At 60.0% G+C, this 18,265-nt stretch carries 14 protein-coding genes; 10 read left to right on the forward strand and 4 right to left on the reverse strand.

Annotation, left to right across the window (positions count from 1 at the left end):
- Window positions 1–6 precede the first annotated feature (6 nt).
- On the reverse strand, window positions 7–855 hold the full coding sequence (locus tag OCT39_RS04455; RefSeq protein ID WP_263586493.1) for an outer membrane protein OmpK: 849 nt from the start codon (window positions 853–855) through the stop codon (window positions 7–9).
- A 279-nt stretch (window positions 856–1,134) separates the two neighbouring features.
- On the opposite strand from OCT39_RS04455, the gene OCT39_RS04460 reads away from it, so the two are divergent.
- From OCT39_RS04460 to OCT39_RS04505, 10 genes are all read left to right on the forward strand, one after another.
- Complete coding sequence (locus OCT39_RS04460; RefSeq protein WP_263586494.1) at window positions 1,135–1,902, forward strand: DeoR/GlpR family DNA-binding transcription regulator; 768 nt, start codon at window positions 1,135–1,137, stop codon at window positions 1,900–1,902.
- 280 nt (window positions 1,903–2,182) lie between these two features.
- On the forward strand, window positions 2,183–3,172 hold the full coding sequence (gene cyoA / locus OCT39_RS04465; protein WP_263586495.1) for a ubiquinol oxidase subunit II: 990 nt from the start codon (window positions 2,183–2,185) through the stop codon (window positions 3,170–3,172).
- Between the two features lie 3 nt (window positions 3,173–3,175).
- On the forward strand, window positions 3,176–5,152 hold the full coding sequence (cyoB, locus tag OCT39_RS04470; protein ID WP_263586496.1) for a cytochrome o ubiquinol oxidase subunit I: 1,977 nt from the start codon (window positions 3,176–3,178) through the stop codon (window positions 5,150–5,152).
- Window positions 5,152–5,772: a cytochrome o ubiquinol oxidase subunit III gene (gene cyoC / locus OCT39_RS04475; RefSeq protein WP_263586497.1), complete on the forward strand. Its 621-nt coding sequence runs from the start codon at window positions 5,152–5,154 to the stop codon at window positions 5,770–5,772. Before cyoB ends, cyoC begins: the two co-directional genes overlap by 1 nt.
- Before the next feature lies 1 nt (window position 5,773).
- Window positions 5,774–6,103 (forward strand): cytochrome o ubiquinol oxidase subunit IV, encoded by a 330-nt coding sequence (gene cyoD, locus OCT39_RS04480; RefSeq protein WP_252106560.1) that lies wholly within the window; start codon window positions 5,774–5,776, stop codon window positions 6,101–6,103.
- Complete coding sequence (gene cyoE / locus OCT39_RS04485; protein ID WP_263586498.1) at window positions 6,061–6,981, forward strand: heme o synthase; 921 nt, start codon at window positions 6,061–6,063, stop codon at window positions 6,979–6,981. Before cyoD ends, cyoE begins: the two co-directional genes overlap by 43 nt.
- Window positions 6,982–7,240: 259 nt before the next feature.
- The gene (locus OCT39_RS04490) at window positions 7,241–8,155 is read left to right on the forward strand and encodes an EamA family transporter (protein ID WP_263586499.1); all 915 of its coding nucleotides are present in this window, start codon (window positions 7,241–7,243) and stop codon (window positions 8,153–8,155) included.
- Window positions 8,156–8,516: 361 nt separating this feature from the next.
- The gene (locus OCT39_RS04495) at window positions 8,517–9,578 is read left to right on the forward strand and encodes an HlyD family secretion protein (protein ID WP_263586500.1); all 1,062 of its coding nucleotides are present in this window, start codon (window positions 8,517–8,519) and stop codon (window positions 9,576–9,578) included.
- The gene (locus OCT39_RS04500; protein WP_263586501.1) at window positions 9,568–10,749 is read left to right on the forward strand and encodes a DUF2955 domain-containing protein; all 1,182 of its coding nucleotides are present in this window, start codon (window positions 9,568–9,570) and stop codon (window positions 10,747–10,749) included. The genes OCT39_RS04495 and OCT39_RS04500 overlap by 11 nt, the downstream gene beginning before the upstream one ends.
- Before the next feature lie 110 nt (window positions 10,750–10,859).
- On the forward strand, window positions 10,860–11,042 hold the full coding sequence (locus OCT39_RS04505) for a CsbD family protein (protein WP_263586502.1): 183 nt from the start codon (window positions 10,860–10,862) through the stop codon (window positions 11,040–11,042).
- Window positions 11,043–11,132: 90 nt separating this feature from the next.
- Here OCT39_RS04505 and OCT39_RS04510 read toward each other — a convergent pair whose 3' ends face one another.
- The 3 genes from OCT39_RS04510 to thiC all read right to left on the reverse strand — a co-directional run bounded on the left by OCT39_RS04510 (window position 11,133) and on the right by thiC (window position 18,241).
- Window positions 11,133–12,803 (reverse strand): hypothetical protein, encoded by a 1,671-nt coding sequence (locus OCT39_RS04510; RefSeq protein ID WP_263586503.1) that lies wholly within the window; start codon window positions 12,801–12,803, stop codon window positions 11,133–11,135.
- Between the two features lie 256 nt (window positions 12,804–13,059).
- Window positions 13,060–16,101, reverse strand: coding sequence for a glycoside hydrolase family 2 protein (locus OCT39_RS04515; protein ID WP_263586504.1), 3,042 nt, complete (start codon window positions 16,099–16,101; stop codon window positions 13,060–13,062).
- A 259-nt stretch (window positions 16,102–16,360) separates the two neighbouring features.
- Window positions 16,361–18,241 carry a phosphomethylpyrimidine synthase ThiC gene (gene thiC / locus OCT39_RS04520; RefSeq protein ID WP_263586505.1) on the reverse strand — a complete coding sequence of 627 codons (1,881 nt, stop codon included), beginning with the start codon at window positions 18,239–18,241 and terminating at the stop codon, window positions 16,361–16,363.
- Between the last annotated feature and the right edge of the window lie 24 nt (window positions 18,242–18,265).

Genomic DNA, 18,265 nt, shown 5'->3' on the forward strand with positions numbered 1-18,265 from the left:
CTCGGGTTACAGGAAGTTGAGCTTGACCGTATAGATCATCGCATTTTGATACACGTTCGGCGCGCCCAACTTGTTGTCCGAATAGCGATACTGAATGCCGGTGGTGATCAGATCCGCCGGATGCCACCAAAGACCTACCGCGCCGTTGGTGCCGGTGCTGCCCGCGGTGCCGTTCACGTAGTTCTGCTCGAGGTAGTCGCTGTCACGATCGAAGGTTTGCTCGTGCCAGTTGGTGATGCCAAAGCCCTGACCGAACGCGGTGAAGTCGTAACCCGCGACCCAGCCGGCCATGTAGCCGTTCATGCCCGTGTAGCCGTCGCTTTGCACCCGCGCCGGGCCGATGAAGGGCTTGAACCAGAAGCCGTTATCGAAAGTGGCGCGATAGCCGAAGCCGAGGATCTGATCCTGCTCGCGGCTATTGAAACCGTAGTCGCGGAAATCGTAGATGTGGGCGTAGACCGAGAAGGGCGTGTCACCCAGGTAGATATGCGAGGTGACCTTGCCCGCGGTGCGAAAGTTATCCTGACCGTTGCTCGATTCGTCGAACTGATCGTTGGTCGGGTTCTCGAAATCGAAAAAGCCGTAGAATTCACCCCAGCTAAAGCCCACGCCGCCTTCGAGCTCTACATAGGTGAAATCGCTTTTGGCGGCGTTGCTCGCCGTGCGACGCTCGGTGCCGTTGGACCAGTCCAGGTAGTTGACCGAGACGTTGCCAAACGACCAGAGCCGGTCGAGGGTTTGCGGCTCGGGCTCATCGGCCAGTGTGGGAGAGGCGATCAGGGCGCCGGCGAGTAGCGTCAGGGCACCACGGGTTACCGTGCGCTGTGAATCAAGGGTAAAGCGTTGAGCAGTCATAAGGCCTCAAATGGTCGAAATAGCGCCGCCGCGCTCTGTTTTTATAGAGTACGAAATCGATATGCGCTGAGAGTGTGATCATCGGTGCGGGCTGGCGGATGTTATAATTATAACATTCAGTGTTATTCCTTTAACACCGATTTGCAACCGGCGTTTGCAGGCGTTGCTTGTTAGGCACGATTGCAGGCATCTTTTGAACGCCGTACCTACAAACAGTATTGATAAAAAGTATGTACAAACCGTGTTTGCGATCATGGTTCGAGCGAGGTCAGAAACAGCATGAGCGATCGTCGTGAGGAGCGACTCACTCTTTTAAGAGAAGCGCTGGTCAACGAGAGGACGCTGCATCTGCGCGATGCGGCGACGCTCTGTGGCGTGAGCGAAATGACCATCCGGCGCGACCTGCATACCTGCTCGCAGTCGATCAGTCTGATTGGCGGGCGGCTGATCAAAGTGTCTCCCCAGGCGAGCGCCTATGATCTCATCGAACAGCAGGCGCTGGGGTATCCGGCCAAGTACCGGCTTTGCCAGCGTGCGCTTTCGTTCATCGACGAGGGCGATACGCTATTCATCGACTGCGGCTCGACGCTTTTACCGCTGCTGGGTTTTCTGGCGCGTTTCAAGGCGCTCACCGTCGTCACCTACGCGCTCAACGTGGCCACGAGCGTGGCCAAACTTCCCAGCGTGCGGCTCATCGTTTTGGGAGGGCTCTACTACCCCGCGTCTCAGTCCTTTGGGGGAGAGCGACTGGCAGAGAAAATCCGTGGTCTTGGCATCAACAAGGCGCTGATAACGGCGGCCGGAATCGACGATGACCAGGGCGTAAGCTGCTTTCATTTTCACGAAGTCGCGCCCAAAAAGGCGGCCATCGCGACCGCTGAAAAGCGAATTTTACTCGCCGATACGCGCAAAATGGGTGTTGTTCGACCGGCCTATTTTGCTACCCTTGGCGACTTCGATGTATTGGTGACAGATGATGAGCAGGTTTCAAAGCGATTTGAGGCCGGCTTGGCCTCTATGCCGGACATCGCAATCACCTGGCCTTGAGCGCGATCACTAACGGTTTTAAACGAGCAGGGTGCGGCAATGCGTCGCTTTCTGCGCGCACGTAATCGGTAGAAAATGTTCGTGCTTGTGTTTGTGCGTGAAACGCACGCCAGGTTCGCTACCAACCCCATGCGGTAGCGCATATTTTTCCCGGTGTTATCAGGCGTTGCTCTAGTGCCCTGGGAAAAATATGGGGTGCTAGTTGGTCTGCTATATGGCATATCGTTTGGCTTGCTGTCTGGCGACTAGTTTTGAAACGCAACTCTGACGAGATCGCACCATGCAACAACCCTCCCAATGGCGCAGGCGTGGCACTTTCTTCGTGCTCCTCGCGCTGTGCTTGCTCCTTGCAGGCTGTAGCTCGGCCCTGATGGACCCCAAGGGCGATATTGGTGAAGCGCAGCGTTCGCTGATCTTGAGCTCCTTTGGCTTGATGATGATCGTGGTCATTCCGGTCATCGTGCTGACGGTCGCTTTCGGCTGGCACTACCGCCGTAGCAACACCGTGGCACAGTACCTGCCGGATTGGGCGCACTCAAACTTGATCGAGGCCATCGTGTGGCTGGTGCCCGTGGTCATCGTTGCCATTCTGGCGGTGATTACCTGGCGCTCTTCTCACGAGCTCGACCCGCACCGTCCGCTGGAAAGTGATGAGCCGACCCTCGAAATCCAGGCGATCTCGCTGGATTGGAAATGGCTGTTCATCTACCCCGAGCAGGGCATCGCCACGGTCAACGAAGTCGCTCTGCCGGTCAATCGCCCGGTACGCTTTCGTGTGAGCTCAGGCTCGGTGATGAACTCGCTGTTCATTCCGCGCTTGGGAACTCAGATCTACGCGATGGCGGGTATGGATAACGACGTTCACCTCGTTGGTAACGAAATCGGCACCTACTGGGGTCGTTCGACCAATTACAGCGGCGCAGGTTTCGCTGGCATGGTCTTCGATGCGCTGGTGACCTCCGATGAAGACTTCGAGACGTGGGTAGACCAGGTGCGCGCCGAGGGTGAGCCGTTGACGTATCCCGAAGGCTACTCCGAGCTTGCCGAACGCTCCTCGTTCGTCGATGTCCGGTACTTCTCGGATGTGACGCCGGAGTTCTACGAGCGGCTAGTAAGCAGTTTCCATACGGGAACCGACCCTGAGACGGACACGCAGGACGCAGACCGTGCACCGGCCGTTGATACCAATGAAGCCTATCAATCGACCGACAACCAAGAGGGTGAGCGATCAGATGACGATGAGCTCATCAGCAACGAGGCGGGAGGGTAAGCCGTGTTCGGTAAATTAAGCTTAGAAGCAATCCCCTTACACGATCCTATTATTGTGGTCGTGGGTTTGGGAATGATTGTGGGAGCCATCGCGCTGTTAGGCGCACTGACTTACTTTCGTAAGTGGGGCTGGCTCTGGAATGAGTGGTTCACTTCGGTAGACCACAAAAAACTCGGTATCATGTACTTCATCGTGGCCCTGGTCATGCTGCTGCGCGGCTTCGCCGACGCCATCATGATGCGTAGTCAGCAGGCGCTGGCCGCTGGCGGCTCGATGGGCTTTTTGCCGCCGGATCACTACGACCAGATCTTCACCGCCCACGGCGTGATCATGATCTTCTTCGTGGCGATGCCGATGGTCATCGGTTTGATCAACCTGGTCGTACCGCTACAGATTGGCGCGCGCGACGTTGCCTTCCCGTTCTTGAACAACCTGAGCTTCTGGCTGTTCGCCGTGTCGGCGGTTTTGATCAACGTTTCACTGGTACTGGGCGAGTTCGCCAAGACCGGTTGGTTGGCCTACGCGCCACTATCGGGAATAGAGTACAGTCCCGGGGTCGGCGTGGATTACTGGATATGGGCACTACAGATATCCGGTATCGGTACGACGCTGACCGGTATCAACTTCTTCGTCACCATCCTGAAGATGCGTACCAAAGGCATGACGCTGTTCCGCATGCCGATCTTCACTTGGACTGCCCTGTGCGCCAACGTGTTGATCATCGCTTCGTTCCCGATTCTGACCGCGACCATCGCGCTACTAACGCTCGACCGCTACTTTGGTATGAACTTCTTTACCAACGAGCTTGGCGGCAACGTGATGATGTACGTCAACTTGATCTGGGCGTGGGGTCACCCGGAAGTTTACATCCTGATTCTGCCGGCGTTCGGTGTCTTTTCTGAAGTCATCGCGACCTTTGCGCGTAAGCGTCTGTTTGGCTACCACACCATGGTTTGGGCAACGGTTGCGATCACCGTGCTGTCGTTCATCGTTTGGTTGCACCACTTCTTCACCATGGGGGCAGGGGCCAACGTTAACGCCTTCTTCGGCATCATGACGATGATCATCGCCATTCCGACCGGGGTTAAGGTCTTCAACTGGATCTTCACCATCTTCCGCGGTCGTCTGGAGCTGACTTCGCCGGTGCTGTGGACGCTGGGCTTCATCATCACCTTCACTCTGGGTGGTATGACCGGTGTCATGCTGGCGCTGCCGGCGGCGAACTTCGTGCTGCACAACAGCCTGTTCGTTATCGCGCACTTCCATAACGTGATCATCGGCGGCGTTGTATTCGGCATGCTGGCGGGTCTGACCTACTGGTTCCCGAAAGCCTTCGGCTTCACGCTGAGCGAGAAGTGGGGCAAACGCTCCTTCTGGTTCTGGATCACCGGTTTCTACACCGCGTTCATGCCGCTTTACGTGCTGAGCTTCTACGGTGCGGCGCGCCGCATGCAGTCCTACCCGAACGCCGAATGGCAGCCCTGGATGATCGTGGCTTGGGTCGGTTCGGTGCTGATCGCCTGTGGTATCGCGTGTACCATCATTCAGTTCTACGTCAGTATTCGTGACCGCAAGCAGAACCAGGATGTGACCGGCGACCCGTGGGATGGCCGTACGCTCGAGTGGTCCACCTCTTCACCGCCCCCGTTCTACAACTTCGCGCACGAGCCAGTGGTCGGTGATATCGACAGCTTCTGGACGCAAAAGCAGCGTGGCATCGAGCAGGCTGAAGAGAAGGACTACCAGGACATCCACATGCCGAAGAACACCTGGGCTGGCCCGATCATCAGTGTCTTCGCCATGATCTTTGGTTTTGCGATGATCTGGCACATCTGGTGGCTGGCGATCGTCGGCGCCGTGGGTACGCTGGTGAGCTTCCTCGCGCGCGTGTTCAACGACGACATTGACTACTACGTGCCGGCCGCCGAAGTCGAACGGATCGAGCAGGCGCACCTCAAGCGTTTGGAGGCACATTCGTAATGGCGACAGATACAATGCACCATGGCGCCCATGCCGATGAACACCACGATCATGATCATCATGACGTAGCGGGTACGAAAGTATTCGGCTTCTGGGTCTACCTGATGAGTGACCTGGTGATCTTCGGCACGTTGTTCGCCACCTACGCCGTGCTCATGAAGGGCACGGCAGGCGGGCCGAGCGGCGCTGATATCTTCGAGCTGCCGCTGATCCTGTTCGGCACCTTTGCGCTTTTGATCAGTAGTTTCACCTTCGGCATGGGCGTTCTGGCAATGAACGCCAACCGTGTCGGCCAGGTGAAGATGTGGCTGATCGTCACGTTCGTACTGGGCTTGATGTTTTTGGGCATGGAGCTCTACGAATTCCATCATCTGATTCATGAAGGCTACGGTCCGGATCGCAGCGCGTTCTTGTCGGCGTTCTTCACGCTGGTCGGCACTCACGGCCTGCACGTGACTTTCGGCATGATCTGGATTCTGGTAATGCTGGTTCAGCTTCAGACCAAGGGCATCAATCCTGCGACGCGTCCGCGCATTCTGTGCTTGAGCCTGTTCTGGCACTTTTTGGACATCGTCTGGATCTGCGTCTTCTCCTTCGTCTACCTGATGGGAGTGCTTTGAGATGAGTTCTTCTTCTAGCCAACCGTCGGCCGATCACGGCTCTACCAAGTCCTACGTACTGGGTCTGATCCTGTCGCTGGTACTGACGATCATTCCCTTCGGGGCGGTCATGATGGGGCTGTTCAGCACGCCGGTGACGGTCTGGATCATCGTGATCACGGCCGTGATGCAGATGCTCGTTCAGCTGGTCATGTTCATGCACCTGAACACCAAGTCGGACGAAGGGTGGGGCATGATGTCCTTCGTGTTCACTGTCTCTATTCTCGCCCTCGTGGTAGGAGGCTCCCTGTGGATCATGCATCATCTGCACATCAACATGATGATCGGCTAACCACGATGCCTAGCCGGCGGCAGGATCTGCTGGAACTGACCAAACCCGGTATCATCGGCGGCAATCTGATTGCCGCCATCGGGGGCTACTTCCTGGCCGCTCAGGGGCAGTTCGATCTGGTGACCTTCGCCGCCGTGCTGCTTGGCATCGCGCTGATCATTGGGTCAGCCTGTGCTTGCAACAATGTAATCGACCGGGATATCGACGCTTTGATGGCGCGCACGCGCCATCGCCCGCTGGTTCGCGGCAGCGTGTCGATCACCCAAGCGCTGGGGCTCTCGGCGCTTCTGGGCGTTTGCGGTGTGGTGTGTTTGGCGCTGGGCACCAACGGGTTGACCGTGGCGCTGGCCGTGATCGGCTGGGGCGTTTATGTGGGCATTTATAGCCTCTACATGAAGCGCCACTCCGAGTACGGCACGCTGGTAGGCAGCCTTTCCGGCGCGATGCCGCCGGTCGTGGGGTACTGCGCGGTGACCGGCACGTTCGACAGCGGCGCGATCGCGCTTTTGGTGATTTTCTGCCTGTGGCAGATGCCGCACTCCTACGCCATTGCGATCTTTCGCTACGCGGACTATCAGCGGGCATCGATTCCGGTATTGCCGGTGGTGCGCGGCATCAAAACCGCCAAGCATCACATCCTGGGCTACATCGTGGCGTTCATTCCCGCCTCGTTGGCACTGGGATTGGCAAGTCAAGCGGGCCTTGGCTATCTCTGCGTGGCGCTGGTGATGGGCTGCTACTGGCTCTACCTCGCGCTTCGCGGCTATCGCCTGACCGATGACGTGCGCTGGGCCAAGCAGGTCTTCGGGGTCTCGATTCTGACGATCACCGCCATGAGCCTGGTAATGGTACTCGAGGCAGTGGTACCGCTGGCCTAGGTCACGCGATCATCACCTGCACTAAAAAACGCCCAAGGGTTTTACCTTTGGGCGTTTTTCTTTGGGTACACAGGCCTACTCGAGTCTCGCTGACCAGTGCCGCACCTGCGCCACTGGATGGCATCACCCGAGCGCGATCTGCAGGCCCGCTTACTCGATCATGCCGGTTCGCTGTGATTCTGCGCTGTTGCGCCGCGGCTAACCCTGTAACATGGCGAGTTTCATCTCCCGATTACTGACCCTGAGGCGACTCTTCGCTATGTCTTCGCTCTCTTCCCCGTTGCCGCGCAAGCTGGCCCTGGCGCTGCTGGTTACGGTGGCCTGCGCGTTCGCGGCCAATCACGTCTCTGCGCGGCTCGCCTTCGATAACGGCACCGGGCTGTTACTGGCAATCCTCACGCGCTCGGGCGTGGCCTGCACCATTTTGCTGACGCTGGTGGCAGTCAAGCGAAAACGGCTGTGGCTACCCAAGGCCGCTTGGCCCTGGCAGCTTGCGGTGGGGTGCTTGATCACCATTCAAAGCCTCGCGCTCTACTCCGCGGTCGCCAGGCTCCCCGTGGTGATCGCGCTGCTGCTTGCCAACACCTTCCCCATTCAGCTGGCGCTGCTCACCTGGGCGCTGGGCGGGGCGCGCCCCTCGCTCAGGCAGTGCGTGATCATGGGCACCATTTTGCTCGGGCTTCTGGTCGTACTGGATATCCCTGCCTGGCTGATTCAGGCCGAAACGCTCGGCAGCGAGTGGGCGCTGGGCATCGCCCTGGGGCTTCTTTCGGCCTTCGTGTTTTCGAGCGCGCTTTGGATCACCGAGCATCGCTTGGCGGGTGTGGGCAGTACGCTTCGAAGCCTGCTGACCATGCAGACGGTGTTTGTGGCAATGATCATTGGCGCGGCGCTTGGGGTGGTGCCCGGCGGCATGAGCTTGCCGGAAAACAGCCAAGGCTGGGTCGGGCTTTCGCTGCTGGCGCTTTTGTACGGCGCGGGGTTCTCAACGCTCTTGATATGCGTGCCGCGTTTGGACATGGCGCGCAACGCCCCGGTCATGAACATCGAACCCGTCGCTTCGCTGGTGTTTGGCTACTTCGTACTAGGGCAAACGCTCGGGCCGGTGCAGCTATTGGGTGGCGCCGTCGTGGTCGGCGGAATCGTGATTCTCGGCCTTTCGAAAGTTCGTTGACGGGGGGCAATGCTCAGGCCCCGCCAATGGCGGACGGCTTTGGCAGCGGCCGCGACGACGGTATCTCGTTTGAGGCGGGGCCGAGGTCGATATCAACGATACCTTCGCGCTGAACGCCGACCTGATGCGGTACCTGAGCCCGTCGGAGTACGATTTTGACGCCCTGAGCCTGGGGCTTCGCTACCGTTTTTAATCGGGGCGATGAAAAAGCGCCAAAGCGGCAAGCCCCACTTTCGCGTGGGGCTTTTTAATGGGCGAACGAACAGTCGAGCACATTGTTAGCACGCTAATTATGGTGTAGACTAAGGTATTATTTGAACAGACCCCGTCCACGCCGGGGTTTTTTGACGAGTGAATCCCGATGTCTCCCGATCAGCGCTTTACCCGATGGGTAAGGGTAGCCCTGGCTGCCTTTGCCCTTTTGTTCGTCTATTTCATGGTGGCCGACAGTTTCATGCCGCTGACCCCGCAGGCGCGCATCATGCGTCCGGTCACGCGTATCGCCCCGGAGCTGAGCGCGCCGGTGGTCGAGGTCGTCGTTCGCGATCATCAGCACGTCGACAAGGGCGACGTACTGTTTCGCCTCGACGCCGCCCCCTACGAGATCGCGGTGGAGAAAGCGCAGCTCGATGTCGAACAGGCCGCCCAGGAGAACGACCGGCTGCAGGCTGACCTGGCCGCGGCGCGGGCCTCGCTAAGCGCAGCCCAGGCAAACGCCAGCGAGCTCAACAGTGAGCGCGAGCGCGCGCAGTCGCTGGTGGGGCGCCAGAGCATTTCGCGCCAGCAGTACGAGCAGCGAGTATCGGCGGCGAACACCGCCAACGCCGACGTGCGCGCCGCCGAAGCGAAGATTACGAGCCTTGAAGCGCAGCTTGGCGAGGAGGGAGATGCCAACCTGCGCCTGCGCCAGGCGCGCAACGCGCTGGCCAACGCCCAATTGAACCTGGAGCGCACCGAGGTGCGCGCTCTGGAGGCGGGGCAGGTCACCAATTTGCAGCTTCAGGCCGGCGACTACGTCCAGGCGGGCCAGCCGGTGCTGGCACTGGTCGGAGGCGGCGTGGACATCGTGGCGGACTTTCGCGAAAAGAGCCTGCGCCACGTGCGCGTGGGTGACGAAGCGAAGGTCGTACTGGACGCGCTGCCCGGCCATATTTTCGCAGGCCACGTCACGGCGCTGGATGCCGGCGTGCGTGAGGGCCAGGTCAGCGCCAACGGTCAGCTTGCGGATATTCCCACATCTGATCGCTGGGTGCGCGATGCCCAGCGCCTGCGCCTGCACGTGGCACTCGATGCGCCGCTGGAGGAGATGCCCCCGAGCGGCGCGCGGGCAAGCGTTCAGCTTCTCCCCGGCGAACATACGCTGGCGCATCCGTTTGCCTGGCTGCAGGTACACCTGATCAGCTGGCTGCACTATGTCTACTGAGCCGACCGAGCCCACCGGCACGAGCGATCTGGAGACCTCTCCGGAAGGCGCATCGACCGGCCAGAGCCGCACGAGCCGCTGGCGCGTCTGGTCGATCACGCCCTGGCGTAGAAAACGCGGTGAAAGCCCGCCGGCGAAAGGCGCCCGAGCGGCGATCCTCGATGAAAACGGCCTGCGTCAGTGCCTTCGCGTCGCCGGTGGGGCCACGATTGGCTTTGTGATCAGCAAGCTGATGGGCTGGAACTATGGCGTCTTCTTTACCGTGTTTCCGATGTTTCTACTCGGCATGGTGCCGCTGCTCAATGCCGGGATCATTCGCCAGTTTCTAGGCAACGCCGCTTTCAACGTGGTCGAGGTCAGCCTGATCATCGGCCTTTTGCAGCACATGCCGGTGGTGATGACGCTGGTGGTGCTGGGTATCTTCTTGTTTCGCTTCAACCTGATGGCGAAGGGGCCGCTGTTTCTGTACGGGGCCAACGGCGTGGTCACGCTCAGCGTTCTGCTGCACTTTGCAAGCTATCCAGGCGTGGATTTGAGCGAGCTTTTGGGGGCGAACCTTTTAGCGAGCGTGCTGGCGGTGATCATCGCCATGCTCATGCACACGCTCTTTCCCGACGTCTCGCCGCGCCAGCCGCCGCCACGAGTGGAGAAAACCGCCGCGCAGATTCGCCACGAAACCCTGCTGGGCGGCATTACCGCGACGCTATCGTTCGTCGTATTTCAAACCTTCGATCTGCGCGATTCGCTCTCCGCGCAGATGGCGACGGTGTTGGTGCTGTTTGCCATGGGCTACGCCGGGGCCCAGGTCTCCTCGATCAGACGAATCATCGGTACGCTCCTGGGCTGCAACATGGCGCTGTTGATCCAGCTTTTGCTTTACTCCCAGAGCCACCACTTTTTGCTGGTGATCGTGATCTACTGGTTGGGGTTGATGCTGTTCGCCCGCGAACACGTGCGCGAGGCCGGTGGCTCCGGCGTCGGGTTTGGCGGGATGACGACGCTGGGCATTTTGTTCGGTCAGTCGCTCGGGCCAAGCCAGGACCTTGTTTACAGTGCCCTTTATCGGTTCTCCTCCATGTTCGTAGCCCTCGCGGTGACGCTGATGGTCATGGCCTGCCTTCACTCATTGCTCAATGCATGGACGGCCACGGCGCTGCCAAAAAGAAATTGAGGCAACTTTTTTCGCACCGTCTACTCTAAGAAATACCTGCACTGCTGATAGACAACGACGTCTTCCTCGCATGCAGTGTATTTCCTACTAACGGATTAGAGGTAATCATCATGTCAAATTCAAACGAAGACAAAGCGAAAGGTGCCGCTAACAAGGCCGCTGGCAAAGTGAAGGAAGCCGTGGGTAAAGTCACCGGCAGCGACAAGACCGAAGCCAAGGGCCACGCTCAGCAGGCCAAAGGCGAAGCGCAAAAAGGTAAAGGTGAGCTGAAAGACGCCGCCAAGAAGAAGTAACGACATTCGTCAGGATATTAAACAGGGGCCCTCGGGCCCCTGTTTTGCTTTCTACACCAGGCGTTCACGAACCGGGCGTTTCAAACCCACTCAATCGGCCATATCCATGGCAAAGCTCGTTTCAAGCCCTTCATCACCGACCGATACCCGCACTTCCAGGCTGTCGTATATCTCCCCGTAATGTTTGAGCTGAGCGATGTCCTCTTCCGAGACGTCCTCCTGCGGCGATTTGATCAGCAGATCCGCCAAAGCCGTGTAAAGATCACCGGTCGCGAAGATATTCAGCAGCAGGTCGTCATCGGCGACCGGCGCCTGTAGTCCGTTTGTCAGCGTTGACGGGTCATCGAGGCCAACGCCCAGGGCCAGCGCCGAGTCCGACATCGCCGCGTAAAGGGTCGATACCTGCGCAGGCAATTGGCGGCTCTTGAGTCGCCGGGGTTCGCCGTTGGGCGTGAGCATCACCTCGCTGAGTTCGGGCAAAAAGGCGGCGGCGTTTTCCAATAGCGTCATGGGATTCGATGACGCCAGGGTCAAAAGCCCCGTGGCCATGGGGCCGCCCTTGGCAAGGTAGAGCCGGTCGATACGCGCATTGAGCCCGGAAAGCGCCGGGGCAATCATCATCGCCATCGGGTCACTGGTCAGCGCGCTGGTCTCGTCCCACAGGGTGTTGAGCTGCTGGAGCTCGTCGCAGCTAAACGGCGCCTCGCGAATTTGGCGCGCGTAGGTATCCACGAGCTCCAAAAGCACCGATAGGTCGAGCCCCAGCCCAAAGCTTGCCAATCCATCCCGCTGGCCGAGCCCTGGCACCGGCGTCACCAACCGGCGAAGGTCACGCACGACCTCCTCATCGGTTTGCACGATCATGTTGACCTCCGTACGGCCCCGTAAATCGTACGCGCGCGAGCCCACCGTCAGGCCGGGAAAGCGCCCGGTCAAGCGGTCGATATCGGCCTGGCAGGCGGTAAGGTCCAGCGGCTCCTCGCCAAGGGCGTCGAGTAGTGCGCGCGTCGCGGGATGGCGGGGCGAGCCGAGTTCACTCAACACCCGCGCGGTACGGATTTGCCCCGTACCCAGCGGCGTGAAGCCGTAGCTGCGTTCGATCTCGGCAATCTCGCCGGACTCCTCCATGCTTTCATCCGGCAGGCGCTTGCCGAGTATCTGAGCGAGCAGCTCGTCGCTGGCATCACCTGGTATCAAGGAAACCAGCGCCTGGCCGTCGACGATGGCGAGCATGAGTTCGACGTCGTCTTCCGGTGTGATCCGCCAGTAGTCGGTGCCCTCGACGCGGCCGATGCGCGGCGTAAGCCCCGCCCGCTCGACCACCCGCTCGAAAGTGTCGCGAAACGCCGCGTCGTCTTCCAGCTCGAAGCGCATCACCGGCAGAATGCCCAGCCCGTAAAGCGCGACGTTCGGCGACACGTTGATACCGCGGGCGTGAACGTCCTCCAGCGTGTCAATGTCCTCGAACTCTTCGCCGAGTGCGATCACAAGCGACAAAAAGGCCTGCGCCTGCTCGTTGGGTTCATTTCGCCTCTGCTCGCGAAGCGCTTCCAGATCCCGCTCGAGCCCGTCGCCCAGCAGCATCGTGCGCTGATAAAACGCGAACACCTCCTGCTGGTCCAGCGTTTCCCGCGTGGCCATGAAGTAGGGGGCGTTGGCCGGAATATAGCCGAGCATGTCGGTTTCGGCGGCCTGAGCATCGAGGCTGGCGCCGCCAGCCAGCAGCGCGAGAGAGGCAAGCAGCGATGTTTTTTTAATCATATCGAATCCACTGGCGTGTACACATTGGCTCATGGGAATAGCGGTTTAAAAGCATAACCCGCCTAACGTACGGGAGGGGCATGCGCCTTTAAAAAAATGCCCCCGACCGCGCTAACGGTCGGGGGCGTTTGGTGTAGCGCCTGGCGCTACACAGCGACCCTCTTTTTCATCGCCTGATGGCACAGGCAAACCGTACCTGACGAAAACGGCCCTTGCCCGGCAGGGCAAGGGCCGCACCTATCCGGCGCCTCAGGCCTTAGTTCGAGATCACGTCGTATCTTTCACGCCGCAGGCCATCCGCCGCGGTGACCACGATGGCACCGTCCTCGACGGTGACCTGGTCGTCGTCACTCACGGTCTCAAGCTGCGCCGCGACTTCCTCGACGGACCGGGACCCCGCTTGAATCGTTTTGGCGCGATAGTCGATCTCCACCTCGTCGGAGTGGATTAGCCCGCCAAGAACGGACAGTTCTGTCAGCCCCTTGTTCTGGAACGGTTCTCCACCGCGCATCATGTAGTAATCGGAGCTTTGGATAGTGACACGGACGTAGCGCGCAACCCGGTCAATGTCGTCCTCCGTCTTTCCAGATTCCGTTGTATCGCGTGTATCGATGACCGGCTCGTACGTCTCGTTAAAGACCGCGAAGCTACGCTCTTCCTGCGGGGCAGTATCGATTTTGTACGTCAGCAACCCCGTGCCTTCAACCGAGGAGGACGGATCAAACCAGCTCGTCTCGACGGTATCCACATAGTACTCGGACCCAAGGTCGACCTTGATCCAGGCGGGTATTGGCAGGACGTCGCGGGTGTGCCAGTAACCGCCTTCCGACATGTCAGTCACGAAGTCCGCTTTACCGTCCACGGCAAAGGTCGCCGGGCCGTCCGGCAGGCCGCGACCAACGCCTTCGCGGTTGGCCTGAACGCGTCGCGCGACGGAGAGCGCGCCTTCGTCGATGGTGTAGGTGCGCCGGTCCCCATTCTGTGCCACCACGTCAAAGGTATCGTCGACGGACAGCGGCGCGTCACCCGCGCGATCGCCGAAATCGAAGCGCGCCCCGAAAGGTAGATCGAACAGGGTCTGCATGTCGTCGACGTCAGTGTCGTAGGGCAGGTTCAGTACGCGGTCCTGAATACCATCGACGGCGATGACGCCCGATGTCAGCAGCGTGTCGTCGTTGGTGACCAGTTCCCACTCTGCCGTATCCGTCATGGTGTCACCATCGACCTCGGCGACCACCTCGACGCTGTTGGTGCCAGAGGCCAGCTCGATGTTCCAGGTCAGACGGCGGCTGTCAGGGGTTTCGACGACGCCCATCGACTCACCGTTCAGGAAAAGCTCGGCCTGCGGCAGATTCGAATAGACCTTGACCGTGGTATTGCCGCGCTGACGTTCGATGAGTCGCTTGCCGGTGAGATGAAGGACCGGATCCTCGCTCCAGTTGGCTTGATACCAGTAGAAGGCATCCTTGCGTGTCTCGCGGTCGCGCGTCACGAGCCCCTTGTCGTTGATGCCGGGAGCTTCGCCTTCGTCGCGGCCGTCGGAGGCGAAATCGAACATCGCCCAGACGAACGTGGACCAGAGCCAGGGCCGCTCCTTCATCTGGAGGTAGGCTTCTTCGTGGTAGTTGGCCTGATAGGTTTCGGTGTGGTCCTGCTGGAACGGCGTCTCGGACTGGATCGAAGGGCCGGCACCCGCGCCGTACTCGCTGACCCCGATGGGGAGTTCGGGCGCAGCCGCATGCAGCTCATCCAGCCAGGCACCCAGATCGCCGGTCGGATTGCCGTAATACCAGCCGAAATAGAGATTCTGGCCGACGGTATCCGTGACGTTCATTACCGGCTCATCGGAGCCAAGACGCCCCAGAACGGCGGCGGTCGTCGGCCGCGACGGGTCTTCGGACTTGGCCAGCGCGTTTAGCTCGGTCAGCAAGGAGGAGACGTCACTGTCGCTTTGCAGCGAGACCTCGTTCCAGATACCCCAGACCGCGATCGAGGGATGGTTGTAGTTCTGGCGCACAAGCTCCTGCATCTGCTGCCGGGCGTTCTCGGCATAGGCGTCGGTCAGGTCGACCTCGCTGATCACCGGAACCTCCGCCCAGGTCACCATCCCGAATTCGTCAGCCAGGTCGTAGACGCTGCGGCTGTGCTGGTAATGCGCCAGGCGGACGGCATTGGCACCGAGTTCGTCCATGATGTCGAAATCGCGGCGCTTCTGCTCCTCGGTTGCGGCAAATCCGCCGTCTTCGACGTCCTGATGATAGCTGACGCCGCGCAAGGGCACCGATTCACCGTTCAGCAGGAAGCCTTCCTGCGGGTCAATCCTGATCTCTCGGATGCCGAGCGGTTCCGTCACCTCGTCCAGTACGTGTCCTTCGGCATCGACCACCGTGGTGACGACGCTGTAGAGATAAGGATCCGCCCGTCCCTGCCACAGCCGCGGCTGATCGATCTTGAGATCAAGCACCTGCTCCTGCTTTTGCGCCGCGGCCAGCGTGACGGTGGCCTCACTCTCTGCGACAACCGTGCCCGTATCGTCGCGCGCCTGGGTACGCAGGGTAACGGTGGCGTCATCCGCACCGTCGTTGGCCAGTTTGATCCGAGCCTCGACAGTAGCCTCCTCCGGGCTGATGTCCTGGGTCGTCAGATAGACGCCGGGACCGCCGAAATCGGTTAGATCGACATGGACCGGTGCGACCTCGACCAGGGCCACGTCGCGGTAGAGCCCACCGAAAAACGTGAAATCTGCATCGATCGGGGCGAGCCGGTGTGGGGCGTTGTTCACCTGGATCACGATACGGTTTTCGCCCGGCACCAGGTCATCGGTCACATCGAACCGGAATGCGCTGTAGCCGCCGGCATGGGTTCCCACACTCGTGCCGTTGACGAAGACCTCGGCGATCTCATTCGCCGCGCCGACCTGCACGAACACGCGCCGGTCGCCCAGATCATCGGTGACCTCGAACGTGGTCTGGTAGAAGCCGTCGCCGCGATAATAATTATCGCCGCCCTCGCTGCCATCCTGCGCGTTCCACGTATGGGGTAGGTTGACCTGCGTCCAGCCATCTCCTGTCGATGTCGCCGTATTATCAGCGGGATCGATGTCATCGGTCGTGAACTGCCAGTCCGGCAGCGGCTCCAGGTGGCGGGCGGCGTCCGGATTGCCGATCGTCTGCGCCATCGCACCGGTGCTCGATACGCCAAGCGCCAGGGTGGTCGTCATAAGCAATTGCCTCAGCACCGGCCGTGAGGCCGCCTGCTGAGGCGAGGTCGTGAGACGACCGATTTGTGGGGTACTCATTGTTTTTTTCCTGTTCACGTAAGGCTGAAAGCTCTTGTTAGCGTTATAAGGCCATGCTTTTCAGCAGTTCGGCTGCTAGCGTGCTGCGACGTATTCTTTGCCTGGGCACATCGTTACAACGATTTGATTCTGCAAAAGATACGTCACCCGCTGGTAACGTTGCATGCGGTCACAAATTGGTCAAATAATTTGGACGAAACTACTCCATTGTTCATAAAAGGAGAGTGAGCCCGTCCATTAGCAAAATCGCCGTCACGCTCTATACCTCTTGGTAAAGCTCGCTGCCTGTCTGGCGAAACTTCTCCGCCTGCTCTTCCATGCCTTGCTGAGCATCAAGAAGCGAATCGCGATCCTTATAGGTATCGCGCACCTCCTGGCTGATCTTCATCGAGCAGAACTTCGGCCCGCACATGGAGCAGAAGTGCGCCACCTTCGCTGAATCCTTCGGCAGCGTTTCGTCGTGGTACTCCCGCGCCGTGTCCGGGTCCAGCCCCAGGTTGAACTGGTCTTCCCAGCGGAATTCGAAGCGCGCTTTGGATAGCGCGTTGTCGCGGCGCTGCGACGCCGGGTGCCCCTTGGCGAGATCCGCCGCGTGGGCGGCAATCTTGTAGGTGATGATGCCGGTTTTTACATCCTCCTTGTTGGGCAGTCCCAGATGCTCCTTGGGGGTGACGTAGCAGAGCATCGCGCAGCCGAACCAGCCGATCATGGCCGCCCCGATGCCGGAGGTAATATGGTCGTAGCCCGGCGCGATATCCGTGACCAGCGGCCCAAGCGTGTAGAAGGGCGCTTCGTCGCAGTACTCGAGCTGCTTGTCCATGTTCTCCTTCACCAGGTGCATGGGCACATGGCCCGGGCCTTCAATCATCACCTGCACATCGTGCTTCCAGGCGATATGGGTCAGCTCCCCCAGAGTTTTCAGCTCCGCCATCTGCGCTTCGTCGTTGGCATCGGCAATCGAGCCCGGGCGCAGGCCGTCGCCGAGGGAAAACGCCACATCGTACTGCTTGCAGATCTCGCAGATCTCCTCGAAGTGGGTGTAAAGAAAGCTCTCCTGATGATGATACAAACACCACTTCGCCATGATGGAGCCTCCGCGGCTGACGATGCCGGTTACGCGGTTCGCGGTCAGCGGCACGTAGCGAAGCAAAACGCCCGCGTGAATGGTGAAGTAGTCCACGCCCTGTTCCGCCTGCTCGATCAGCGTGTCGCGAAATACCTCCCAAGTGAGGTTTTCCGCCACGCCGTTGACCTTCTCCAGCGCCTGATAGATCGGCACCGTGCCGATGGGCACCGGCGAGTTGCGCAGTATCCACTCGCGGGTTTCGTGGATGTTCTGCCCGGTGGAGAGGTCCATGATGGTATCCGCGCCCCAGCGGATGCCCCAGGTCATCTTGTCGACTTCCTCCTCAATAGAGGAGGTCACCGCCGAGTTGCCCAGGTTGCCGTTGATCTTCACCAGGAAGTTGCGCCCGATGATCATCGGCTCGCTTTCCGGGTGGTTGATATTGTTGGGGATGATCGCCCGGCCGCGGGCCACCTCGTCGCGCACGAACTCCGGGGTGATCACGTCGGGAATGCTGGCGCCAAAGCTCTGGCCGCGGTGCTGGTGGCCCAGAATCCGCTCGACTTCAGCGTCACCCAAGGCTTGGCGGCGCTGATTCTCGCGGATGGCGATGAACTCCATTTCCGGGGTGACGATCCCCTGGCGGGCGTAGTGAAGCTGGGTCACGTTCTTGCCCGGTTTCGCTCGGCGCGGGGTGCGCTTTAAATCGAAGCGCAGCTGGGCAAGCGTGGGGTCGTTGGCGCGGCGGTTGCCGTACTCCGAGGTCAGGCCATCTAAAAACTCGGTATCCCCGCGCTCCTCGATCCACGCCCGGCGCAGCTCAGGAAGCCCCTGGCGCAGATCGATCTGGGCGGCGGGGTCGGTGTAGGGGCCGGAGGTGTCGTAGACCAGCAGCGGCGGGTTTTGCTCATCCGCGCCGCTGGTGGTGGTCGGTGATAGGGTAATTTCGCGAAACGGCACGCGGATATCCGGGCGCGAGCCTTCGATGTACACCTTGTTCGAAGCGGGCAGCGGGGCGATAGCGGCGGCGTCGACCTGGGCAGTTTCGGCCAGAAAGTGTTGAGTGCGACTCATGATCAGATTCTCTCATTATGGTTG

Origin of the sequence: Halomonas sp. GD1P12, from assembly GCF_025725645.1 — a bacterium.
Classification (GTDB): Bacteria; Pseudomonadota; Gammaproteobacteria; order Pseudomonadales; family Halomonadaceae; genus Vreelandella.

Excerpts from the sequence above, each read along its gene's own strand:
- cyoD (WP_252106560.1), top strand. The coding sequence starts at position 5,774 with ATGAGTTCTTCTTCTAGCCAACCGTCGGCCGATCACGGCTCTACCAAG.
- OCT39_RS04455 (WP_263586493.1), bottom strand. The coding sequence starts at position 855 with ATGACTGCTCAACGCTTTACCCTTGATTCACAGCGCACGGTAACCCGT.
- OCT39_RS04500 (WP_263586501.1), top strand. The coding sequence starts at position 9,568 with ATGTCTACTGAGCCGACCGAGCCCACCGGCACGAGCGATCTGGAGACC.
- OCT39_RS04510 (WP_263586503.1), bottom strand. The coding sequence starts at position 12,803 with ATGATTAAAAAAACATCGCTGCTTGCCTCTCTCGCGCTGCTGGCTGGC.
- OCT39_RS04495 (WP_263586500.1), top strand. The coding sequence starts at position 8,517 with ATGTCTCCCGATCAGCGCTTTACCCGATGGGTAAGGGTAGCCCTGGCT.
- thiC (WP_263586505.1), bottom strand. The coding sequence starts at position 18,241 with ATGAGTCGCACTCAACACTTTCTGGCCGAAACTGCCCAGGTCGACGCC.
- cyoA (WP_263586495.1), top strand. The coding sequence starts at position 2,183 with ATGCAACAACCCTCCCAATGGCGCAGGCGTGGCACTTTCTTCGTGCTC.
- OCT39_RS04515 (WP_263586504.1), bottom strand. The coding sequence starts at position 16,101 with ATGAGTACCCCACAAATCGGTCGTCTCACGACCTCGCCTCAGCAGGCG.
- OCT39_RS04490 (WP_263586499.1), top strand. The coding sequence starts at position 7,241 with ATGTCTTCGCTCTCTTCCCCGTTGCCGCGCAAGCTGGCCCTGGCGCTG.
- OCT39_RS04505 (WP_263586502.1), top strand. The coding sequence starts at position 10,860 with ATGTCAAATTCAAACGAAGACAAAGCGAAAGGTGCCGCTAACAAGGCC.
- OCT39_RS04460 (WP_263586494.1), top strand. The coding sequence starts at position 1,135 with ATGAGCGATCGTCGTGAGGAGCGACTCACTCTTTTAAGAGAAGCGCTG.
- cyoC (WP_263586497.1), top strand. The coding sequence starts at position 5,152 with ATGGCGACAGATACAATGCACCATGGCGCCCATGCCGATGAACACCAC.